Source organism: Cupriavidus sp. WS, assembly GCF_000395345.1.
GTDB lineage: Bacteria > Pseudomonadota > Gammaproteobacteria > Burkholderiales > Burkholderiaceae > Cupriavidus > Cupriavidus basilensis_B.
The window spans coordinates 1-17,842 of record NZ_AQPL01000487.1; the positions used below are offsets into that span (position 1 = coordinate 1).

The window sequence follows — 17,842 nt, forward strand, 5'->3', positions numbered from 1 at the left end:
GCCGCGAGCGGCGCCGGCGCGCAGGCCACCGCGGCTGCCGCGGCCAAGCCGGCCGCCGCCTCGGCGCCGGCGGCCAAGCGCCCGCCGCCGGTGGTGCAGCCGCAGCCCGTGGCGCAGCCGTCCTTCCTCGAGGACCTGCTGGCCAACCCGATGCTGCTGCCGGGCGGCGGCCTGCTGATCGCGCTGCTGGGCGGCTATGCCATCTACCGCCGCCGCCAGCAGCAGAAGGCCAGCGAGAGCGCGGCCTTCCAGGACAGCATCCTGTCGCAGGAAAGCACCGTCATGGCCGGCGCCCACTCGCTGTTCGGCACGGCGGGCGGGCAGAGCGTCGACACCTCGCAGCACAGCGTGTTCGGCGCGGATTTCCGCATCGGCAACAACGCCGCGGAAGCCAACGAAGTCGATCCGATCGCCGAGGCCGACGTCTATATCGCCTACGGGCGCGATGTGCAGGCCGAGGAGATCCTGCGCGAAGCCCTGCAGCAGGACCCTGAGCGCCAGGCGATCCGCCTCAAGCTCATGGAGATTTACAACAATCGTCAGGATGTGGAAGGTTTTCGCGTGATTGCAGAAGAAATGTTCGCCCAGACGGGCGGGCAGGGGGCGGAGTGGGCACAGGCGGCCGAGATGGGGCGCCGCCTGGAGCCGGACAACGCCTTGTACCTCACCGTGGCGCCGGATGTCGCGCAGAACGACACGACGACGCTGCCGGCGGACCAGTGGCGCACCCACGATCCCTCGCACGATCTGGCCGCGCCGCCGCGCGAGACGGCGCTGGGCGACCTCGGCGACCTGGCGCTGCCGCTCGACGGCTTCCCCGCGCCCGCGGCGGGCACGCCGATCACCGCGCCCGAATCGGCGGCGATGGTGTTCGGCGCCGCCGAGGAGCCCTCGGCGCTGGCCGCGCGCCTGGACGACGGCCTGGACTTGCCCGCGCATGCCCAGCCCGCCAGCCACGACGCGCCGCCGCTCGACGTGCCCACGCGCAGCCGCCCGCTGGACTTCGACATGTCGGGCATCTCGCTCGACCTGAACCCGGCGGCGCCGGCCAGCGCCAATGCGGACCATCTGTCGGCCGCGCACGACGCGCCGCCGTCCGTGCCTTCGGTGTCGCTGCCCGCGCCCACCATGCTGCGCGACGGCAAGCTGTCCGAGCCGATCGATCTGTCGCGCGTGAGCGCGGAGAGCGGGCTGGACACCGCGCGCGGCATCTCGCCGAGCACGCTGTCCGCCGACCCCGCCGATGGCGGCCGCGACATGCAGATCAAGTTCGATCTGGCGCGCGCCTACATCGAGATCGGCGACAAGGAGGGCGCGCGCGAGCTGCTGCAGGAAGTGGTCGACCAGTCGCCGGAGCCCCTGCAGACCGAGGCCCGTTCCCTGCTGCGCGAGGTGGCCTGAGCAAGCCCGGCGGGCCAGGCTGTATCATGGCGGGCTGAGCGCGGGATGCGCCGGCCCGATGCGAATGCGCTGGAGCCTGGCTTCCGGCGCATTTGTTTTTGGGCGGCCGGCCCGGTCCGGGCGCCTCGCATCCGCACCCGTCCGCACCCACCGCTCCGCCCGGTTTCCGCTACATGACCCGCATCGCCCTCGGCCTCCAGTACGACGGTGCCAGCTTCTCCGGCTGGCAGTCGCAACCGCACCGCAACACCGTGCAGGACCGGCTCGAGGACGCGATCGCGCAGTTCGCCGGCACCCGCCTGCTCACCACCGTGGCCGGCCGCACCGACGCCGGCGTGCACGCGCTGGGGCAGGTCATCCATATCGATACGGAGCTGGCGCGCGAGCCGTTCTCGTGGGTGCGCGGCATCAATGCGTTCCTGCCGCCGTCGATCGCCCTGCACTGGGCGCAGCCGGTCGACGAGGGTTTCCACGCGCGTTTCCTGGCCTTCGAGCGCATGTATTACTACGCGCTCTACGTGGGGCCGCACCGCGTGCCGCTGGTGCACGGCCGGGCCGGCTACCTGATGCTGCCGCCGGGGCAGGGGCTGGACCTGGAGGCGATGCGCGCGGCCGCCGCCTGCCTGCTCGGCGAGCACGATTTCTCGGCCTTCCGCGCCGCGGAATGCCAGGCCAAGTCGCCGGTGAAGACCATGTACGACGTCACCCTCAAGGCCGACGGCAACTGGGTCTTCGTGCGCTTTCGCGCCAGCGCCTTCCTGCACCACATGGTGCGCAACCTGATGGGCTGCCTGGTGGCGGTCGGGCGCGGGCGCTATCCGCCCGCGTGGCTGGCCGAGGTGCTGGCCGGACGCAACCGCGCCAGGGCGGCGCCCACCTTCATGCCCGACGGCCTCTACCTGGCCGCGGTGCAGTATCCTGAGCCCTACCGCCTGCCCGCCGCCGATGCGTCGGGCAGCCTGTTCCACGGAGTGTTTGCCGATGAACCCGTTGCCTGAGCCGGCCCAGCCGCACCGCACCCGCGTCAAGATCTGCGGCCTGACGCGCGAGGAAGACGTGCGCGCCGCGGTGGACGCCGGCGCCGATGCCATCGGCATGGTGTTCTACCCGGGCAGCCCGCGCTGCGTCGACGTGGCGCGCGCGGCCGCGCTGGCCGAGGCCGCCGGGCCGTTCGTCTCGGTGGTCGGGCTGTTCGTCAACGCCGACGCCGAGGAAATCGCCCACGTGGCCGAGCGGGTGCCGCTTACGCTACTCCAGTTCCACGGCGACGAGACCCCCGAGGCCTGCACCCTGGCGGCGCAGCGCTGCCGGCTGCCTTTTCTGCGCGCGGCACGCGTGCGGGCCGGCCTCGATTTGGTAGAATTCGCCAATCTGCACCACGATGCCGCTGCCTTGCTGCTCGATGCCTTCGTCGAAGGCTACGGCGGTGGCGGCCACGTCTTCGACTGGACCCTGATACCCCCCGCATGGCTTCCGCCTGTCCACAACCCGACCGCAAGCGCCGCTCCTCGGATCGTTTTGAGTGGTGGGTTGAACGCGCAAAACGTCGCTGGCGCGATTGAGCGCGTGCGGCCCTACGCTGTCGATGTAAGCAGCGGCGTGGAGGCTGCCAAGGGCGTGAAAGACCACGCCAGGATTGCCGCGTTCGTGCGCGCCGTGCGCAGCGCGGATGCCGGGTGAGTCAGGGTTTCCCGCTCGCCGGCTTTCCGCCTGCCCTGCGCCCGCCAGGCGCACGACCCCATTTCATCGGACCCGCCGCCAGTTTGGCCGGGGGTCCTGATCAAAGAGCTGACTCATGTACGACCTGCCCGATTCCCGTGGCCATTTCGGCCCCTATGGTGGTTCCTTCGTGTCCGAGACGCTGGTGCACGCGCTCGACGAGCTGCGCGAAGCCTACGCCCACTTTCAGAAGGATCCCGAGTTCGACGCGGAATACCGCCGCGAGCTGAAGCACTTCGTCGGCCGGCCCTCGCCGGTCTATCACGCGCAGCGCTGGAGCGAGACGCTCGGCGGCGCGCAGATCTACTTCAAGCGCGAGGACCTCAACCACACCGGCGCGCACAAGATCAACAACGTGATCGGCCAGGCGCTGCTGGCCAAGCGCATGGGCAAGCCGCGCGTGATCGCCGAGACCGGCGCCGGCCAGCACGGCGTGGCCACCGCCACCATCGCCGCGCGCTTCGGCATGGAGTGCGTGGTCTACATGGGCGCGGAGGACATCCGCCGCCAGGCCGCCAACGTCTACCGCATGAAGCTGCTGGGCGCCACCGTGGTGCCGGTGGAAAGCGGCTCCAAGACCCTCAAGGACGCGCTCAACGAAGCCATGCGCGACTGGGTCACCAACGTCGAGAACACCTTCTACATCATCGGCACCGTGGCCGGCCCGCATCCCTACCCGATGATGGTGCGCGACTTCCAGTGCGTGATCGGCGAGGAAGCCAAGGTGCAGATGCCCGAGCTGGCCGGGCGCCAGCCCGACGCGGTGATCGCCTGCGTGGGCGGCGGCTCCAATGCGATGGGCATCTTCTACCCGTACATCGAGCACAAGGACGTGCGCCTGATCGGCGTGGAGGCCGCCGGCGACGGCCTCGAGAGCGGCCGCCACGCCTGCTCGCTGATCGGCGGCTCGCCGGGCGTGCTGCACGGCAACCGCACCTACCTGCTGCAGGACGAGAACGGCCAGATCATCGAAACCCATTCGGTCTCGGCCGGCCTGGACTACCCGGGCGTGGGCCCTGAGCACGCCTGGCTCAAGGACATCGGCCGCGCCGAATACGTGCCCATCACCGACGAGGAAGCGCTCAAGGCCTTCCACGACTGCTGCCGCATCGAGGGCATCATCCCCGCGCTGGAGTCGAGCCACGCCATCGCCTACGCCTGCAAGCTGGCGCCGACGCTGCCCCGGGACCAGTTGCTGCTGGTGAACCTGTCCGGGCGCGGCGACAAGGACATGCACACCGTGGCCGAACGCGCGGGGCTGAAGCTCTGATGCGCGATCTCTTCACGCCGGACGCCACCGAGGGTGGCGCCGCGCCCGCTGCGAGCGCGGCGCCGCAACTGCTGCTGTACCAGGAAGACGTGCTGGCAGGCATCAAGCGCATTCCCGACGACTCGATCGACCTGATCGTGGCCGACCCGCCCTATGGCCTGGGCAAGGACTACGGCAACGATTCCGACCGCCTCTCGGGGCCGGCCTACCTGGAATGGTCGGCCGCGTGGATCGACGCCGTGGTGCCCAAGCTGGCGCCGCGCGGCTCGCTCTACCTGTTCTGCACCTGGCAGTACTCGCCCGAGCTGTTCGTCATGCTCAAGCAGCGCCTGACCATGATCAACGAGATCATCTGGGACCGGCGCGTGCCGAGCATGGGCGGCACCACGCGCAAGTTTTCCTCGGTGCACGACAACATCGGCTTCTTCGCGCGGGCGCGCGACTACTACTTCGACCTCGACCCGGTGCGCGTGCCCTACGACGCTGAGACCAAGAAAGCGCGCAGCCGTCCGCGCTTCGAGGGCAAGAAGTGGCTGGAAGTGGGCTACAACCCCAAGGACCTGTGGAGCGTGCCGCGCATCCACCGCCAGGACCCGGAGCGCGCCGCCCACCCGACCCAGAAGCCGCTCGACATCGTGCAGCGCATGGTGCTGGCGAGCTGCCCGCCCGGCGGGCTGGTGCTCGATCCCTTCACCGGCAGCGGCACCACCGCGGTGGCGTGCGCGCGGCACGGGCGGCGCTTCGTCGGCTTCGAGATGAACCCCGAGTACGCCGGCGTGGCGCGCGAGCGCGTCGCCCAGGCCATCACCGCGCCGCAGGCCGAGCCGGCCTGCCTGATCATCGCCGCTGCGAACGACGAGCCGCTGCTGCCGTCCTCGTCCACGCAGTCGCCCAACTTTGCCCAATGACCATGTCCCGGATCCAATCGACTTTCGCGGCGCTGGCCGCGCACAACAAGAAGGGCCTGATTCCGTTCATCACCGCCGGCGATCCCGAGCCCGGCCTGACCGTGGCGCTGATGCACGCGCTGGTGGCGGGCGGCGCCGACGTGATCGAGCTCGGCGTGCCGTTCTCCGACCCGATGGCCGACGGCCCGGTGATCCAGCGTGCCTCCGAGCGCGCGCTGGCGCAGGGCGTGTCGCTGACTCAGGTGCTGGCCTGGGTGGCCGAGTTCCGCCAGACCGACGACGCCACCCCGGTGGTGCTGATGGGCTACGCCAACCCGATCGAGCGCATGGGCGAGGAAACCTTCGCCCGCGCCGCGCGCGCGGCCGGCGTGGACGGCGTGCTGGTGGTGGACTATCCGCCCGAGGAATGCGAGTCCTTCGCCGCGCTGATGCGCGCCAGCGGCATCGACCCGATCTTCCTGCTGGCGCCGACCTCCACCGACGACCGCATCGCGGCGGTGGCCAAGATGGCCAGCGGCTATCTCTACTACGTCTCGCTCAAGGGCGTGACGGGCTCGGCCACGCTCGACCTCGACAGCGTGGCCGCGCGCATCCCGCTGATCAAGCGCCATGCCAACCTGCCGGTGGGCGTGGGCTTCGGCATCCGCGACGCGCAGACCGCGCGCGCGATCGGCGGCGTGGCCGACGCCGTGGTGATCGGCAGCCGCCTGGTGCAGTTGCTCGAAGATACGCCGCGCGCCCAGGCGGTAGAATCGCTGCGCGGCTTCATCGCGGACATCCGCCAGGCGCTCGACGCCTGAACGTGATCCGGGCGGCACCGCGGGGCGCTCCGGCGCGCGCGCGGTGCCGCGCCGCAACACCGAATTTGGCGGCCATGTGCCGCAACGGGCGCATGAACCCGGCGGAACGGGGACTGCGAACGGCAGGCGTGGTAAATTCGCGGCCTGACATGTTCCGCGCATGTGCCGAAAGGAGCCTTTCATGAGCTGGTTGGATAAACTCCTCCCTCCCAAGATTCAACAGACCGACCCCTCCACCCGCAAGGGCATTCCGGAAGGGCTGTGGGTCAAGTGCCCGTCGTGCGAGTCGGTCCTGTACCGCACCGACGTCGAGGCCAATCTGCACGTCTGCCCGAAGTGCGACCACCATATGCGCATCCGCGCGCGCGAGCGCCTGGACGGGCTGCTGGACGCCGAGGGCCGCTACGAGATCGGCCAGGAGATCGTGCCGGTCGACGCGCTCAAGTTCAAGGACACCAAGAAGTACCCGGACCGCATCAAGGCCGCGATGGAAGACACCGGCGAGACCGATGCGATGGTCGTGATCGGCGGCGCCATCCACACCATCCCGGTGGTGGTGAGCTGCTTCGAGTTCGAGTTCATGGGCGGCTCGATGGGCTCCGTGGTGGGCGAGCGCTTCGTGCGCGGCGCGCAGTCGGCGCTGGAGCAGAAGGTGCCGTTCATCTGCATCACCGCCACCGGCGGCGCGCGCATGCAGGAAAGCCTGCTGTCGCTGCTGCAGATGGCCAAGACCACCTCGATGCTGAACCAGCTGTCGGCCGCCAGGCTGCCGTTCATCAGCGTGCTGACCGACCCGACGATGGGCGGCGTGTCCGCCAGCTTCGCCTTCCTCGGCGACGTGGTGATCGCCGAGCCCAAGGCGCTGATCGGCTTCGCCGGCCCGCGCGTGATCGAGCAGACCGTGCGCGAGAAGCTGCCCGAAGGCTTCCAGCGCGCCGAATTCCTGCTGCAGAAGGGCGCCATCGACATGATCATCGACCGCCGCAAGATGCGCGACGAACTGGCGCAACTGCTGGCGCTGCTGCAGAAGCAGCCGGCCGACGCGGTGGCCTGAGGCCGCCTGCCGGCGTGGATGAGGGAAAGCGCGGACGCCGGTTCGCGCTTTTTCGTTTTGTGGGCGCCGGGTCCGCTGGCCTGCGGGTTTGCGCGGGCCGTTGCCGCGCCTGCGCGCGGCCGGCCCTTTGAGTTGGCCGAAACGTCCCCACATACGTCCCCACATGCGCGCTCCATCGCCCACTCATTCATACGCCTCTGTTGCGCCTGTCTTGCGCCCATGCGCAAGAGCGCGGGCCAGCCGCTAAGCTACATGCAGACCGCCCGATTCCGCGCGCACGCTCGCGCGCCGGGCGGAATCCCGAACCAGACCTTACCCATCATGCCGATCTTTCCCTCGCTCCCCGAATGGCTCGCCCATCTCGAGTCCGCCCATCCGGTCGGCATCGACATGGGCCTGGCGCGCATCACCCGCGTCAAGGAAGCCCTGGGGCTGCGCATCGATGCGGTGGTGTTCACCGTGGGCGGCACCAACGGCAAGGGTTCCACCTGCGCCATGCTGGAGCGCATCCTGCTGCAGGCCGGCTACAAGGTGGGCTGCCATACCTCGCCGCACCTGATCTCGTTCAACGAGCGCGCGCGCATCAACGGCGAGTTCGCCACCGACGCGCAGCTGCTGCCGCATTTCGAGGCGGTGGAGCGCGCGCGCACCAGCTTTGCCGATCCGGTCAGCCTGACCTATTTCGAATTCACCACGCTGGCCATCATCCACGCCTTCGCCGCCGCCGGGCTCGACGCCATGATCCTGGAAGTGGGCCTGGGCGGCCGGCTGGACGCGGTCAACGTGATCGATGCCGACTGCGCCATCGTGACCAGCGTGGACATCGACCACACCCACTACCTGGGCGACACGCGCGAGAAGATCGGCTACGAGAAGGCCGGCATCTTCCGCCCCGGCGTGCCCGCCATCGTGGGCGACCCGCTGCCGCCGCAGTCGGTCATCGACCACGCGCAGGCCATCGGCGCCGACCTGTGGCTGGTGGGGCGGGATTTCCAGCACCAGGCCGCCAGGGGCCAGGAGCGCCAGCAATGGGACTGGAGCGGGCGCGAGCGCAAGCTCAGCGGGCTGGGTTATCCGGCGCTGCGCGGCGCCAACCAGCTGCTCAACGCCTCGGCCGCGCTGGCGGCGCTGCAGGCCATGCGCCCGCGCCTGCCGGTGAGCGCGCAGGAAGTGCGCAACGGGCTGGCCTTCGTCGAGCTGCCGGGCCGCTTCCAGGTCATGCCAGGGCGCCCCGCGGTGATCCTCGATGTGGCGCACAACCCGCACGCGGCGGCCACGCTGGGCCAGAACCTCGAGAACATGGGCTTCTTCCGCTACACCTACGCGGTGTTCGGCGCGATGGAGGACAAGGACATCGCCGGCGTGCTGCGCCACCTGTCCGACAAGGTGGACCACTGGTGCCTGTGCGACCTGCCCACGCCGCGCGCGGCCGGCGCGGCGGACCTGCTGGAAAAGCTCGAAGAGGGCGGTTTCCGGCCCGGGCCGGATGCCACCGCGGCCTGCTTTCCCAGTCCGGAGGCGGCTTACCGGGACGCCCTCGGCAGAGCGACCGAGAATGATAGAATTCTGGTCTTCGGATCGTTCTTCACCGTGGCGGGCGTGATGGCGTATCGCGCCACCCAGGCAAATTGAGCCGCGCGGGCGCCGGGCGGGTTTCCCGGCCCGGCACCGAAGCCGCCCCCGGGGCGAGCTGCCGCGCGGACTGAGCGACATTTTCAACGGCCGGGGGTTCCGGCCGGAGCACCGAACCAATCTATGGGCCTGCTTTCGCTGTTTTCTTCCCGCAAGGGCAACGCCCCGGCACCGGAGCGCGGGCGCCGCTCGCGTTCGGACCCGGGCGCGGGCATCGCCTCGTCGCGGCGCCTGGCCGAAGAGTACGCGGACGACACGCTCGACCCCGAATTCCCGCAGAAGCAGCGGGCGCGCCGCCGCCTGATTGGCGCCGTGGTGCTGATGGTGGCCGCCATCATCGTGCTGCCGATCGTGTTCGAGACCCAGCCGCGGCCGCTGGTCGAGAATATCGCGGTGCGGGTCGACGGCGGTGCCGGCGGAGTCGGCAAGGCCAAGGCCGATGCGCGCAAGGCGGATCCGCTGCCGCCGGCGCCGCAGTCCAAGGCCGACACGCAGGGGCTGGACGCGGGCGAGGAACTGGTGGCCGATGCCGGCACCGCGAGGCCGGCCGCCGATGCGCCGGCCGCCGCCGGCAAGGCAGCCGACAAGTCCGGCGACAAGGCCGCGGACAAGGCGTCCGGCAAGGCATCCGACAAAGCGTCAGACAAGGCTTCCGACAAGCCCGCGGACAAGCCCGCCGCGCGCGCCGAGGCCAAGCCCGGCAGCGGCAAGTTCCTGGTGCTGATCGGCGCCTTCTCCTCGGAAGACAAGGCCAAGGGCTGGCTGGCCAAGCTCAAGGCCAGCAAGGTGCCGGCCTATATCGAGAAAAAAGTGCTGGCCGATGGCGAGCGCGTGCTGCTGCGGGCCGGCCCGTTCCCCGACCGCGACACGGCCGACGCCGCCGAGAAGCGCGTGCGCGACGCCGGCCTGAGCGCCAAGGTGGTCGAACAGTAACGGCGGCGGTCCCGGGAACCGGGGCCGCGCCGCGACGGCGCGCAGTCACACCAGTCACACCGTATCCGCATGCAGCCCACTTTCTTCGATTACAGCGTCGCCTTCATCCTGGTTGCCTCCGGCCTGATCGGCGTGCTGCGCGGCCTGGTGCGCGAGGTGCTCTCGCTGATCGGCTGGGTGGTGGCGTTCTGGGTGGCGTACCACTTCGCGGGCACGGCGGCGCGCTGGATACCGGAATCGGTGCCCGGCGGCGAGCTGGCCCGCAGCGCGCTCGGTTTCGGCGTGCTGTTCATCGGCACCGTGATCGCCGCCGCGCTGGCCGGCACGGTGCTGGGGCAACTGCTCGAAAGCACCGGGCTCAAGCCCGCCGACCGCGGCCTGGGGCTGGTGTTCGGCCTGCTGCGCGGCGCGCTGGTGGTGATGTTCGTGGTGACGCTGGCCGGGCTCACCAAACTGCCTGAAGAGGCATTCTGGCGCGATGCGCTGTCCCGGCCCTACGTGATGCAGGCGATGGAGTCGCTGCGGCCGTGGCTGCCGCCGGAAGTCGCCAGGTACGTCAAGACATGAGGCCGGGCAGATCCCCCGGCCGGTAATACGCGGGCCCAGTCCTACAGGGCAGGGCCGCGCCCCCGATTCAAACGCCTTTCCTGGGAGCTTGGCATGTGCGGTATCGTCGGTGTGGTTTCCTCCACGCCCGTCAACCAATTGATTTACGACAGCCTGCTGCTGTTGCAACATCGCGGACAGGATGCAGCCGGCATCGCTACCGCGAACGGCAGCACCTTCCACATGCACAAGGCCAACGGCCTGGTGCGAGACGTGTTTCGCACGCGCAACATGCGCGGCCTGCCCGGCGCCGCCGGCATCGGCCAGGTGCGTTACCCCACTGCCGGCTCGGCTTCCAGCGAGGAAGAAGCCCAGCCGTTCTACGTCAACGCGCCCTATGGCGTGATCCTGGCCCACAACGGCAACCTGACCAACTGGAAACAGTTGCATGAGGAGCTGTTCAGCCGCGACCGCCGCCACATCAACACGCATTCCGACACCGAGGTGCTGCTCAACGTGCTGGCCGACGAGCTGCAGCGCGCCAGCAGCGGCCTCGCGCTGGACCCGGCCACCATCTTCAGGGCCGTGGCCGGCATGCACCGCCGCGTGCGCGGCTCGTATGCCATTGCCGCGCAGATCGCCGGCTACGGCATGCTGGCGGTGCGCGACCCGTTCGGCATCCGTCCGCTGTGCCTGGGCAGCGTGGAAACGCCGACCGGCAAGGAATGGATGGTCGCCTCGGAATCGGTGGCGCTCGAAGGCATCGGCTACAAGCTCGAGCGCGACGTGGCGCCCGGCGAGGCCATCTTCATCGACCTCGACGGCAAGCTCTACACCCAGCAGTGCGCCGACAACCCGGTGCTCACGCCGTGCATCTTCGAGTACGTCTACCTGGCGCGCCCGGATTCGTGCATCGACGGCGTGCCGGTGTACGACGCGCGCCTGCGCATGGGCGACTACCTCGCCGAGAAGATCCGCAGCGAAATCTCCGGCGGCGACATCGACGTGGTGATGCCGATCCCCGACTCCAGCCGCCCGGCCGCCATGCAGGTGGCCAACCGGCTGGGCGTGGGCTACCGCGAGGGGTTCTTCAAGAACCGCTACGTGGGCCGCACCTTCATCATGCCGGGCCAGGCCGTGCGCAAGAAGTCGGTGCGCCAGAAGCTCAACGCGATGGGCGTGGAGTTCAAGGGCAAGAACGTGCTGATCGTGGACGACTCGATCGTGCGCGGCACCACCTCGTTCGAGATCGTGCAGATGGCGCGCGACGCCGGCGCCAACAAGGTGATCTTCGCCTCGGCCGCGCCGCCGGTGAAGTTCCCCAACGTCTACGGCATCGACATGCCCACGCGCAGCGAGCTGGTCGCCCACGGCCGCACGCACGAGGAAATCGCCCGCATCATCGGCGCCGACAAGCTGGTGTACCAGGACGTGGATGCGATGAAGCAGGCCGTGCGCGACATCAACCCCGCGCTCAAGGACTTCGACGCATCGTGCTTCGACGGCCGCTACATCACCGGCGACATCGACGAGGCCTACCTGGAGCGCCTGGAAACGGCGCGCAGCCAGGCCGACCGCGACGGCACCGGCGGCGACACCGAACGCTCGCAGCTGCACCTGCAGCGCTCGGGCGGCAACGAGTAAAGCCCGGCGGCCCGCGCGCGGGCCCGCGCCGCGCAGTTGACGCAGACGGGGCCCGGCCGTAACATGGCCGGGCGTCGATTTGATTGTCAGCTTGCGGACGCGGGTCCTGCCGGGGCGCGATGTGGCGTGATGCCCCCGGACAGGAAATGACCCGATACAGGGAAATGCCCGAAACAGCTAAAGCGGAAGGCCGGTTCCCGGTCGTGCGCGGCAACGGCACGAAGGCGAACCGGCAGTCCCGCCGCGGCGCGGAGCTTCGGGGCGCCTCGGCGCGCTTCGGAACCTTTCCCTCCCCCAGACACAAGCAGCCCGTCGATTCGGCCAGCCAGGCCAGCGGATCGCACGGGCTTTTTTGTTGCCGCGCGTCCCGGCCCGGCCGGCGCGCGCACGACATTCAACGCTCATCACCGATAACCGCGCGGGTATCACCGCCTCCCCATCATGAATGAACCGCTTCCTCTCGACTCCCTTGGCATCGATACGCTCGGCGTGCGCGCCGGCACCATGCGCAGCGAGTTCATGGAGCACTCGGAGGCGATGTACCTGACCTCCAGCTTCTGCTTCAACAGCGCCGCCGAGGCCGCCGAGCGCTTCGCCAATTCGGAAACCGGCTTTACCTATTCGCGCTTCACCAATCCCACCGTGGCGATGTTCCAGGCGCGCCTGGCCGCGCTGGAAGGCGCCGAGGCCTGCATGGCCACGGCATCGGGCATGAGCGCGATCATGTCGATCGTGATGTCGTCGATGCAGGCCGGCGACCACCTGGTCAGCTCGCGCGCCATCTTCGGCTCGACCATGACGCTGTTCTCGAACATCTTCGCCAAGTTCGGCGTCGAGACCACCTTCGTCGACGGCACCGACCTCGCCGCGTGGCGCGCCGCGGTCAAGCCCAACACCAGGCTATTCTTCCTCGAGACGCCGTCCAACCCGCTCACCGAGGTGGCCGACATCGCCGCGGTGGCGGACATCGCCCACAATGCCGGCGCGCTGCTGGTGGTGGACAACTGCTTCTGTTCGCCGGCGCTGCAGCAGCCGATGAAGTTCGGCGCCGACATCGTGGTCCATTCGGCCACCAAGCACATCGACGGGCAGGGCCGCGTGCTCGGCGGCGCGGTGCTGGGCACGCACGACTTCATCATGGGCAAGGTCTTCCCGTTCGTGCGCACCGCGGGCCCGACGCTGTCGGCCTTCAATGCGTGGGTGCTGCTCAAGGGCATGGAAACGCTGGCGATCCGCATGGAGCGCCACAGCCAGAGCGCGCTGGCGCTGGCGGAGTTCCTGGAGTCGCACCCGGCGGTCGCGCGCGTCTATCACCCGGCGCTGAAGTCGCACCCGCAATTCGACGTGGCCGCCCGCCAGCAGAGCGGCGGCGGCGCCATCGTCTCGTTCGAGCTCAAGGGCGACACGCCCGCGCAGCAGCGCGCCAACGCCTGGCGCGTGATCGACAGCACCCGCGTGTGCTCGATCACCGGCAACCTCGGCGACACGCGCACCACGCTCACGCATCCGTACACCACCACGCATGCGCGCGTCAGCGCCGAAGCCAAGGCCGCCGCCGGCATCGGCGAGGGCCTGATCCGCATGGCAGTGGGGCTGGAATCGGTGGCCGACCTGAAGGCCGACCTGCTGCGCGGCCTGCAGGGCTGACGGCGGGGCTGACTGCGGCGCCGGCAGCTCAGTCGCTGCCGGCCACGGCCTTCACGCCGGCCTTGGTCACGTCGTAGGTCGCCTCGACCGCGGTCGAGGTCACGCTGACCGCGGCCGAGCCGACCGTGGCCGCGGTGGATACCGCGGCGCTGCCCACTGCCACCGTGGCGCCGACCACGCTGCACGCGCCCAGCAGGGCGACGGCGGCAAGCGCGGCCGGCAGCGCGGCGCGGCGGGTCCAGCGGCCCGGCCCGGCGCCATCCTTCTTCGCGCGGCCGCTCATCGCAGCAGCCTGCGGCGCAGCAGCACCAGCGCCAGCACCAGCGCCGCCGCCGCGTAGGCGCCCAGCACCAGCGCGTGCAGCGCCAGGTCGTCGATCGGGCGTCCCAGCATGATGGGGCGGATCAGCGCCACCGCGTGCGCCAGCGGCAGGACCTGCGTGGCGGCCTGCGCGCCCGCGGGCAGTTGCTCGAGCGGGAAGAACACGCCGGACAGCAGCAGCATCGGCGTCATCACCAGGGTCTGGTAGAACATGAAGAAGTCGTAGCTCGGCGCCAGCGCCGTGACGATCATCGCCAGGCTGGCGAAGGCGATGCCCGCCAGCACGATCACCGGCAGCGCCAGCAGCGCGCCCGGCATGTGCGCGTAACCGAGCGCGCCCGCCACCAGCATGATGGCCAGGCCCGACAGCACCGCCTTGCTGGCGGCCCACATGATCTCGCCCAGCACCACGTCGCCCAGCGTCAGCGGCGCGTGCATGATGGCCTCCCAGGTGCGCTGCACGTGCATGCGCGAGAAGGCCGAGTACATCGACTCGAAGCTGGCCGACATCATCACGCTCGAGGCCGTGGTGCCGGCCGCGAGGAAGGCGATGTAGGGCACGCCGTGGACCTGGCCGACCAGCAGGCCGAGGCCCAGGCCCAGGCCGAACAGGTAGATCATCGGATCGGCCAGGTTGCCGATCATCGACGGGATCGCCAGTTTCTTCCACACCATGAAGTTGCGGTACCAGACCAGGGTCCAGTTGCGCGCGTTCAGGGGCAGCAGCGGCTGCGGGTAATGCCGCGCCGGCGCCGCCGCGCGCGGTGGCGCGGTGGCGGCCGGCGTGCCGGCGGGGCGGGGATCTTGTTCGCTCATGTTCAATGGTTCGGTCCGTTGTGGTCCGCTGCCGGCGGTGCGCAGGCGCGGCGAGCCTCAGTCGCGCATCTCGCGCCCGGTCAGCTTGAGGAAGACGTCTTCGAGGTTGGCGGGCCGGTGCAGGTAGCGCACGCCGGCGCGGCCGTGCAGCGCGGCCAGCAGCGGCGCCGGCTCCTTCACGTAGCAGAACAGCGTCTCGCCGCTGACCTCGGTGCGCGCGGCCAGCGGCTGCAGCTCGCCGCGCAGCGGTTCCAGGTTGTCGCCATAGACTTCCACCACGTCGCAGCCGATCTGGCTGTCGATCAGCTCATGCGGCTTGCCTTCGGCGATCTTGCTGCCGCCGTCGATCACGCACAGGTAGTTGCACAGGCGCTCGGCCTCCTCCATGAAGTGGGTGGTCAGCAGGATGGTCTTGCCGCCGGCCAGCAGCGACTTCAGCCGCTCCCAGATCAGGTGGCGCGCCTGCGGGTCGAGGCCGGTGGTGGGCTCGTCCATGACCAGTAGGTCGGGATCGTTGATGAGCGCGCGCGCCACCGTCAGGCGCCGCCGCATGCCGCCCGACAGGTCGCGCACCTGCGCGCCGGCGCGGCTCTCGAGGCGGGCGAATTCCAGCAGCGCCGGCACGCGCCGCTCGATCTCGGCGCGCGCCAGGCCAAAGTAGCGGCCGAAGATGCGCAGGTTCTCGACCACGGTGAAATCGGGGTCGAGGTTGTCGAACTGCGGCACCACGCCCACGCGCATGCGGGCCTGCGGCGCGCGCTGCGGGATCGGCTCGCCGCACAGCGTGAGCGAGCCCGAGGCGGGCGTGGTCAGGCCCAGCAGCAGGCGCAGCGTGGTGGTCTTGCCGGCGCCGTTCGGCCCCAGCAGGCCGAAGCACTGGCCGCGCTGCACGCTCAGGCTCAGGTCGTTCACCACCACGGTGTCGCCGTATTGCTTGCTGACGTTGCGGAGTTCCAGGATAGCAGTCAAGGCAGGAGCCGGATCGGGGCGCGCCACGGGCGCAATCCCGCCATTATGCCGGCAAGGCGGCGGATGTCTCGTGGCGCGGCGCAGCAAGGAACGCCGGAACCGGTTATCTTGCTGGTTCGCGCCAGGCGCGCCACGGCGGGCGCCGGGCAGAAGAACAAGCCGCGTACCAACGCGAGAACGACAAGGAGACCGATCGATGAGCGCAGAGGATGTACTGGCCCGGTGGCAGGAAGACGAACGGCGCGCGCGCGCCAGCTTGCGCGAGCCCGGCGTGGCGACCACGGCGCAGCTGGCCGAGCGCGCGGGCCTGCAGTTTTTCGAGGACATGATGGCCGGCAAGCTGCCCGGCGCGCCCATCGGGCAACTGATGGACTTCGTGCCGGTGGAGTTCGCCTCCGGCCGCTTCGTGTTCCAGGGCACGCCCGGGCCGCAGCACTACAACCCGATCGGCACCGTGCACGGCGGCTACGCCGCCACGCTGCTCGACTCCTGCGTGGGCTGCGCCGTGCACACCATGCTGCCGGCGGGCAAGGGCTACACCACGCTCGAGCTCAAGGTGAACTACGTGCGTCCGCTGACCACGCGCACCGGCCCCATCCGCGCCGAGGGCAAGGTGATCAGCCTGACCACGCAGATCGGCATCGCCGAGGGCCGCATCGTCGACGCGCAGGGCAAGCTGTACGCATTCGCCACCACCACCTGCCTCGTTTTCCCGATGCCGGCCGCCTGAACCTGTACGGGGCGCTTTCCGTGTCGTTCCAACACTGGCTGGCAAGCCGCGCGGACGGCGGGCGAGCGCTACCTGGAATATGGGGGAAAGGGACGACGCGGGGTGTCGCGCGCCGGACGAACGGGCGAGCGCATGCAAGACGCCGGCCGCGCATCGATTCTTGCGGGCTGGGCGGAGCGGGATAAGGAATCGGTGGTGAGCGGTAGTCCGGCCCCGGAAGGCGGGACTACCGTCGGTGCCGCGCAAATGCAAAATCCGCCAGGTGATGCCTGGCGGATTCATGCGGCCCGGATATGTCTATGCGGGCCTTGAGGCCTGCGCGGCCCGCGGCAACTCGCGCCGGAGCGCGCTCGCCACCTGCACTGCCGGAATCAGTACAGCTTCTTCGGCAGCATTTGCATGCGCAGACGCTTGCGAAGGCGCGATTCCGCTGCCTTCTTCTTGCGCTTGCGCTCGGTCGTGGGCTTCTCGTAAGCGGTACGGCTCTTGAGTTCAACGATCAGGCCGGTCTGGAGGATGGCCCTACGGAAACGCCGCATTGCAACTTCAACGGGCTCACCGGGTTTCAAGACGATCTTAGTCAATTCTGTCCTTTAGCATTGCCGCGCGAAGCGGCGGGTTCAAACGGGGGAAACATTGGCCGCTTCAGGGCCTTTCTTGCCCTGTTGCGACTGGTATTGCACTCGCTGGTTATCTTGCAGCGGAGCACCCCCGCGAACCTGAGAGATGTGGACGAACAAGTCCTTGCCACCGGCGTCGGGGGTAATGAAGCCAAAACCCTTCTGGGCGTTGAAGAACTTGACGGTACCAGTTTCCATGAAGATTCCTCTTTTGAGCGCACAGAATGCGCCCACTTGCTTTTACATGTTTACGTAAACGCTGTCAAGGAAAGTCGCTGAAAACGCTTCACATATTCACGCCAGTGGCGTATAGTACGCCCCTCTGGCGCGGGGTGGAGCAGTTGGCAGCTCGTCGGGCTCATAACCCGAAGGTCGCAGGTTCAAGTCCTGCCTCCGCAACCAAGACCGCTATTCTACTAAAAAGCCCGCCTCTTATCAGGCGGGCTTTTCTGTTTTTTACCTCCGCCTGCCGCCTTTCTTGCGCCTTTCTTGCACCTTTCCCGCGCCGTCTTGCGCGCGGGCGCACGTTCGCCACCGTCGCCCGCCCGGCATGGTGGCGGAGGTGGTTCGCGCGGTCCCGCCCGGCAGTCCCCGGCACCCCGCCAGCCCTTGCCCCGCAAGGCTTTCGATGTGCCGCACGCAGAAGTGATACTCTTTTGAGCGATGCCTACCAGGAGATCACCGTGAGCCGCAAAACCCCCATCGAGCGCTACCGGAACATCGGTATCAGCGCGCACATCGACGCCGGCAAGACCACCACCACCGAGCGCATCCTGTTCTACACCGGGGTCAATCACAAGATCGGTGAAGTGCACGACGGCGCCGCCACGAT

Annotated in this window: 19 protein-coding genes and 1 tRNA gene; 15 read left to right on the forward strand and 5 right to left on the reverse strand. The window is 69.3% G+C overall.

The features are described from left to right. The 12 genes from K206_RS0132195 to K206_RS0132250 all read left to right on the forward strand — a co-directional run. The coding region (locus tag K206_RS0132195) for a FimV/HubP family polar landmark protein (protein WP_020206423.1) at positions 1-1,401 on the forward strand (1,401 nt) is incomplete at its 5' end. 173 nt (positions 1,402-1,574) lie between these two features. Then, the gene (truA, locus tag K206_RS0132200; RefSeq protein ID WP_020423995.1) at positions 1,575-2,399 is read left to right on the forward strand and encodes a tRNA pseudouridine(38-40) synthase TruA; all 825 of its coding nucleotides are present in this window, start codon (positions 1,575-1,577) and stop codon (positions 2,397-2,399) included. Then, entirely contained in the window at positions 2,383-3,081 is a 699-nt protein-coding gene (locus tag K206_RS0132205; protein ID WP_020206425.1) for a phosphoribosylanthranilate isomerase, read from the forward strand. Before truA ends, K206_RS0132205 begins: the two co-directional genes overlap by 17 nt. Before the next feature lie 115 nt (positions 3,082-3,196). Continuing rightward, positions 3,197-4,390 carry a tryptophan synthase subunit beta gene (gene trpB / locus K206_RS0132210; protein ID WP_020206426.1) on the forward strand — a complete coding sequence of 398 codons (1,194 nt, stop codon included), beginning with the start codon at positions 3,197-3,199 and terminating at the stop codon, positions 4,388-4,390. Beyond that, positions 4,390-5,298, forward strand: coding sequence for a site-specific DNA-methyltransferase (locus K206_RS0132215; RefSeq protein ID WP_020206427.1), 909 nt, complete (start codon positions 4,390-4,392; stop codon positions 5,296-5,298). Before trpB ends, K206_RS0132215 begins: the two co-directional genes overlap by 1 nt. Before the next feature lie 2 nt (positions 5,299-5,300). Further along, positions 5,301-6,098, forward strand: a complete 798-nt coding sequence (gene trpA / locus K206_RS0132220; RefSeq protein WP_029044329.1) for a tryptophan synthase subunit alpha — start codon at positions 5,301-5,303, stop codon at positions 6,096-6,098. A gap of 181 nt (positions 6,099-6,279) precedes the next feature. Then, positions 6,280-7,152, forward strand: coding sequence for an acetyl-CoA carboxylase, carboxyltransferase subunit beta (gene accD, locus K206_RS0132225; RefSeq protein WP_020206429.1), 873 nt, complete (start codon positions 6,280-6,282; stop codon positions 7,150-7,152). Between the two features lie 321 nt (positions 7,153-7,473). Beyond that, positions 7,474-8,784, forward strand: a complete 1,311-nt coding sequence (folC, locus tag K206_RS0132230) for a bifunctional tetrahydrofolate synthase/dihydrofolate synthase (RefSeq protein ID WP_020206430.1) — start codon at positions 7,474-7,476, stop codon at positions 8,782-8,784. 123 nt (positions 8,785-8,907) lie between these two features. Continuing rightward, positions 8,908-9,717 (forward strand): SPOR domain-containing protein, encoded by an 810-nt coding sequence (locus K206_RS0132235; protein WP_020206431.1) that lies wholly within the window; start codon positions 8,908-8,910, stop codon positions 9,715-9,717. 69 nt (positions 9,718-9,786) lie between these two features. Further along, positions 9,787-10,284 (forward strand): CvpA family protein, encoded by a 498-nt coding sequence (locus K206_RS0132240; RefSeq protein WP_020206432.1) that lies wholly within the window; start codon positions 9,787-9,789, stop codon positions 10,282-10,284. A gap of 93 nt (positions 10,285-10,377) precedes the next feature. Further along, a complete protein-coding gene (gene purF / locus K206_RS0132245) occupies positions 10,378-11,907 on the forward strand; it encodes an amidophosphoribosyltransferase (RefSeq protein ID WP_020423996.1) in 1,530 nt (509 codons plus the stop codon). 441 nt (positions 11,908-12,348) lie between these two features. After that, complete coding sequence (locus K206_RS0132250) at positions 12,349-13,554, forward strand: O-succinylhomoserine sulfhydrylase (protein WP_020206434.1); 1,206 nt, start codon at positions 12,349-12,351, stop codon at positions 13,552-13,554. A gap of 28 nt (positions 13,555-13,582) precedes the next feature. Here K206_RS0132250 and K206_RS39935 read toward each other — a convergent pair whose 3' ends face one another. Genes K206_RS39935 through nodI form a run of 3 tightly spaced genes read right to left on the reverse strand, consistent with a single transcriptional unit; the run spans position 13,583 to position 15,687 of the window. Then, positions 13,583-13,837 (reverse strand): hypothetical protein, encoded by a 255-nt coding sequence (locus K206_RS39935; protein ID WP_020206435.1) that lies wholly within the window; start codon positions 13,835-13,837, stop codon positions 13,583-13,585. Next, on the reverse strand, positions 13,834-14,691 hold the full coding sequence (locus tag K206_RS0132260) for an ABC transporter permease (protein WP_020206436.1): 858 nt from the start codon (positions 14,689-14,691) through the stop codon (positions 13,834-13,836). Before K206_RS0132260 ends, K206_RS39935 begins: the two co-directional genes overlap by 4 nt. A 57-nt stretch (positions 14,692-14,748) precedes the next feature. Further along, entirely contained in the window at positions 14,749-15,687 is a 939-nt protein-coding gene (gene nodI / locus K206_RS0132265; protein WP_029044330.1) for a nodulation factor ABC transporter ATP-binding protein NodI, read from the reverse strand. Between the two features lie 169 nt (positions 15,688-15,856). Here nodI and K206_RS0132270 point away from each other — a divergent pair, with 169 nt between their 5' ends. Continuing rightward, positions 15,857-16,390: a PaaI family thioesterase gene (locus tag K206_RS0132270; RefSeq protein WP_020206438.1), complete on the forward strand. Its 534-nt coding sequence runs from the start codon at positions 15,857-15,859 to the stop codon at positions 16,388-16,390. A 371-nt stretch (positions 16,391-16,761) separates the two neighbouring features. On the opposite strand, the gene rpsU is transcribed toward K206_RS0132270, so the two are convergent. Both rpsU and K206_RS0132280 read right to left on the reverse strand, forming a co-directional pair. Next, complete coding sequence (gene rpsU, locus K206_RS0132275; RefSeq protein WP_029044331.1) at positions 16,762-16,974, reverse strand: 30S ribosomal protein S21; 213 nt, start codon at positions 16,972-16,974, stop codon at positions 16,762-16,764. A 36-nt stretch (positions 16,975-17,010) separates the two neighbouring features. Further along, a complete protein-coding gene (locus tag K206_RS0132280) occupies positions 17,011-17,208 on the reverse strand; it encodes a cold-shock protein (protein WP_006158572.1) in 198 nt (65 codons plus the stop codon). 128 nt (positions 17,209-17,336) lie between these two features. On the opposite strand from K206_RS0132280, the gene K206_RS0132285 reads away from it, so the two are divergent. Together K206_RS0132285 and K206_RS44785 are read left to right on the forward strand one after the other, a co-directional pair. Continuing rightward, a tRNA-Met gene (locus K206_RS0132285) sits at positions 17,337-17,412 on the forward strand. A 281-nt stretch (positions 17,413-17,693) separates the two neighbouring features. Next, the coding region (locus K206_RS44785; protein ID WP_155888367.1) for a GTP-binding protein at positions 17,694-17,842 on the forward strand (149 nt) is incomplete at its 3' end.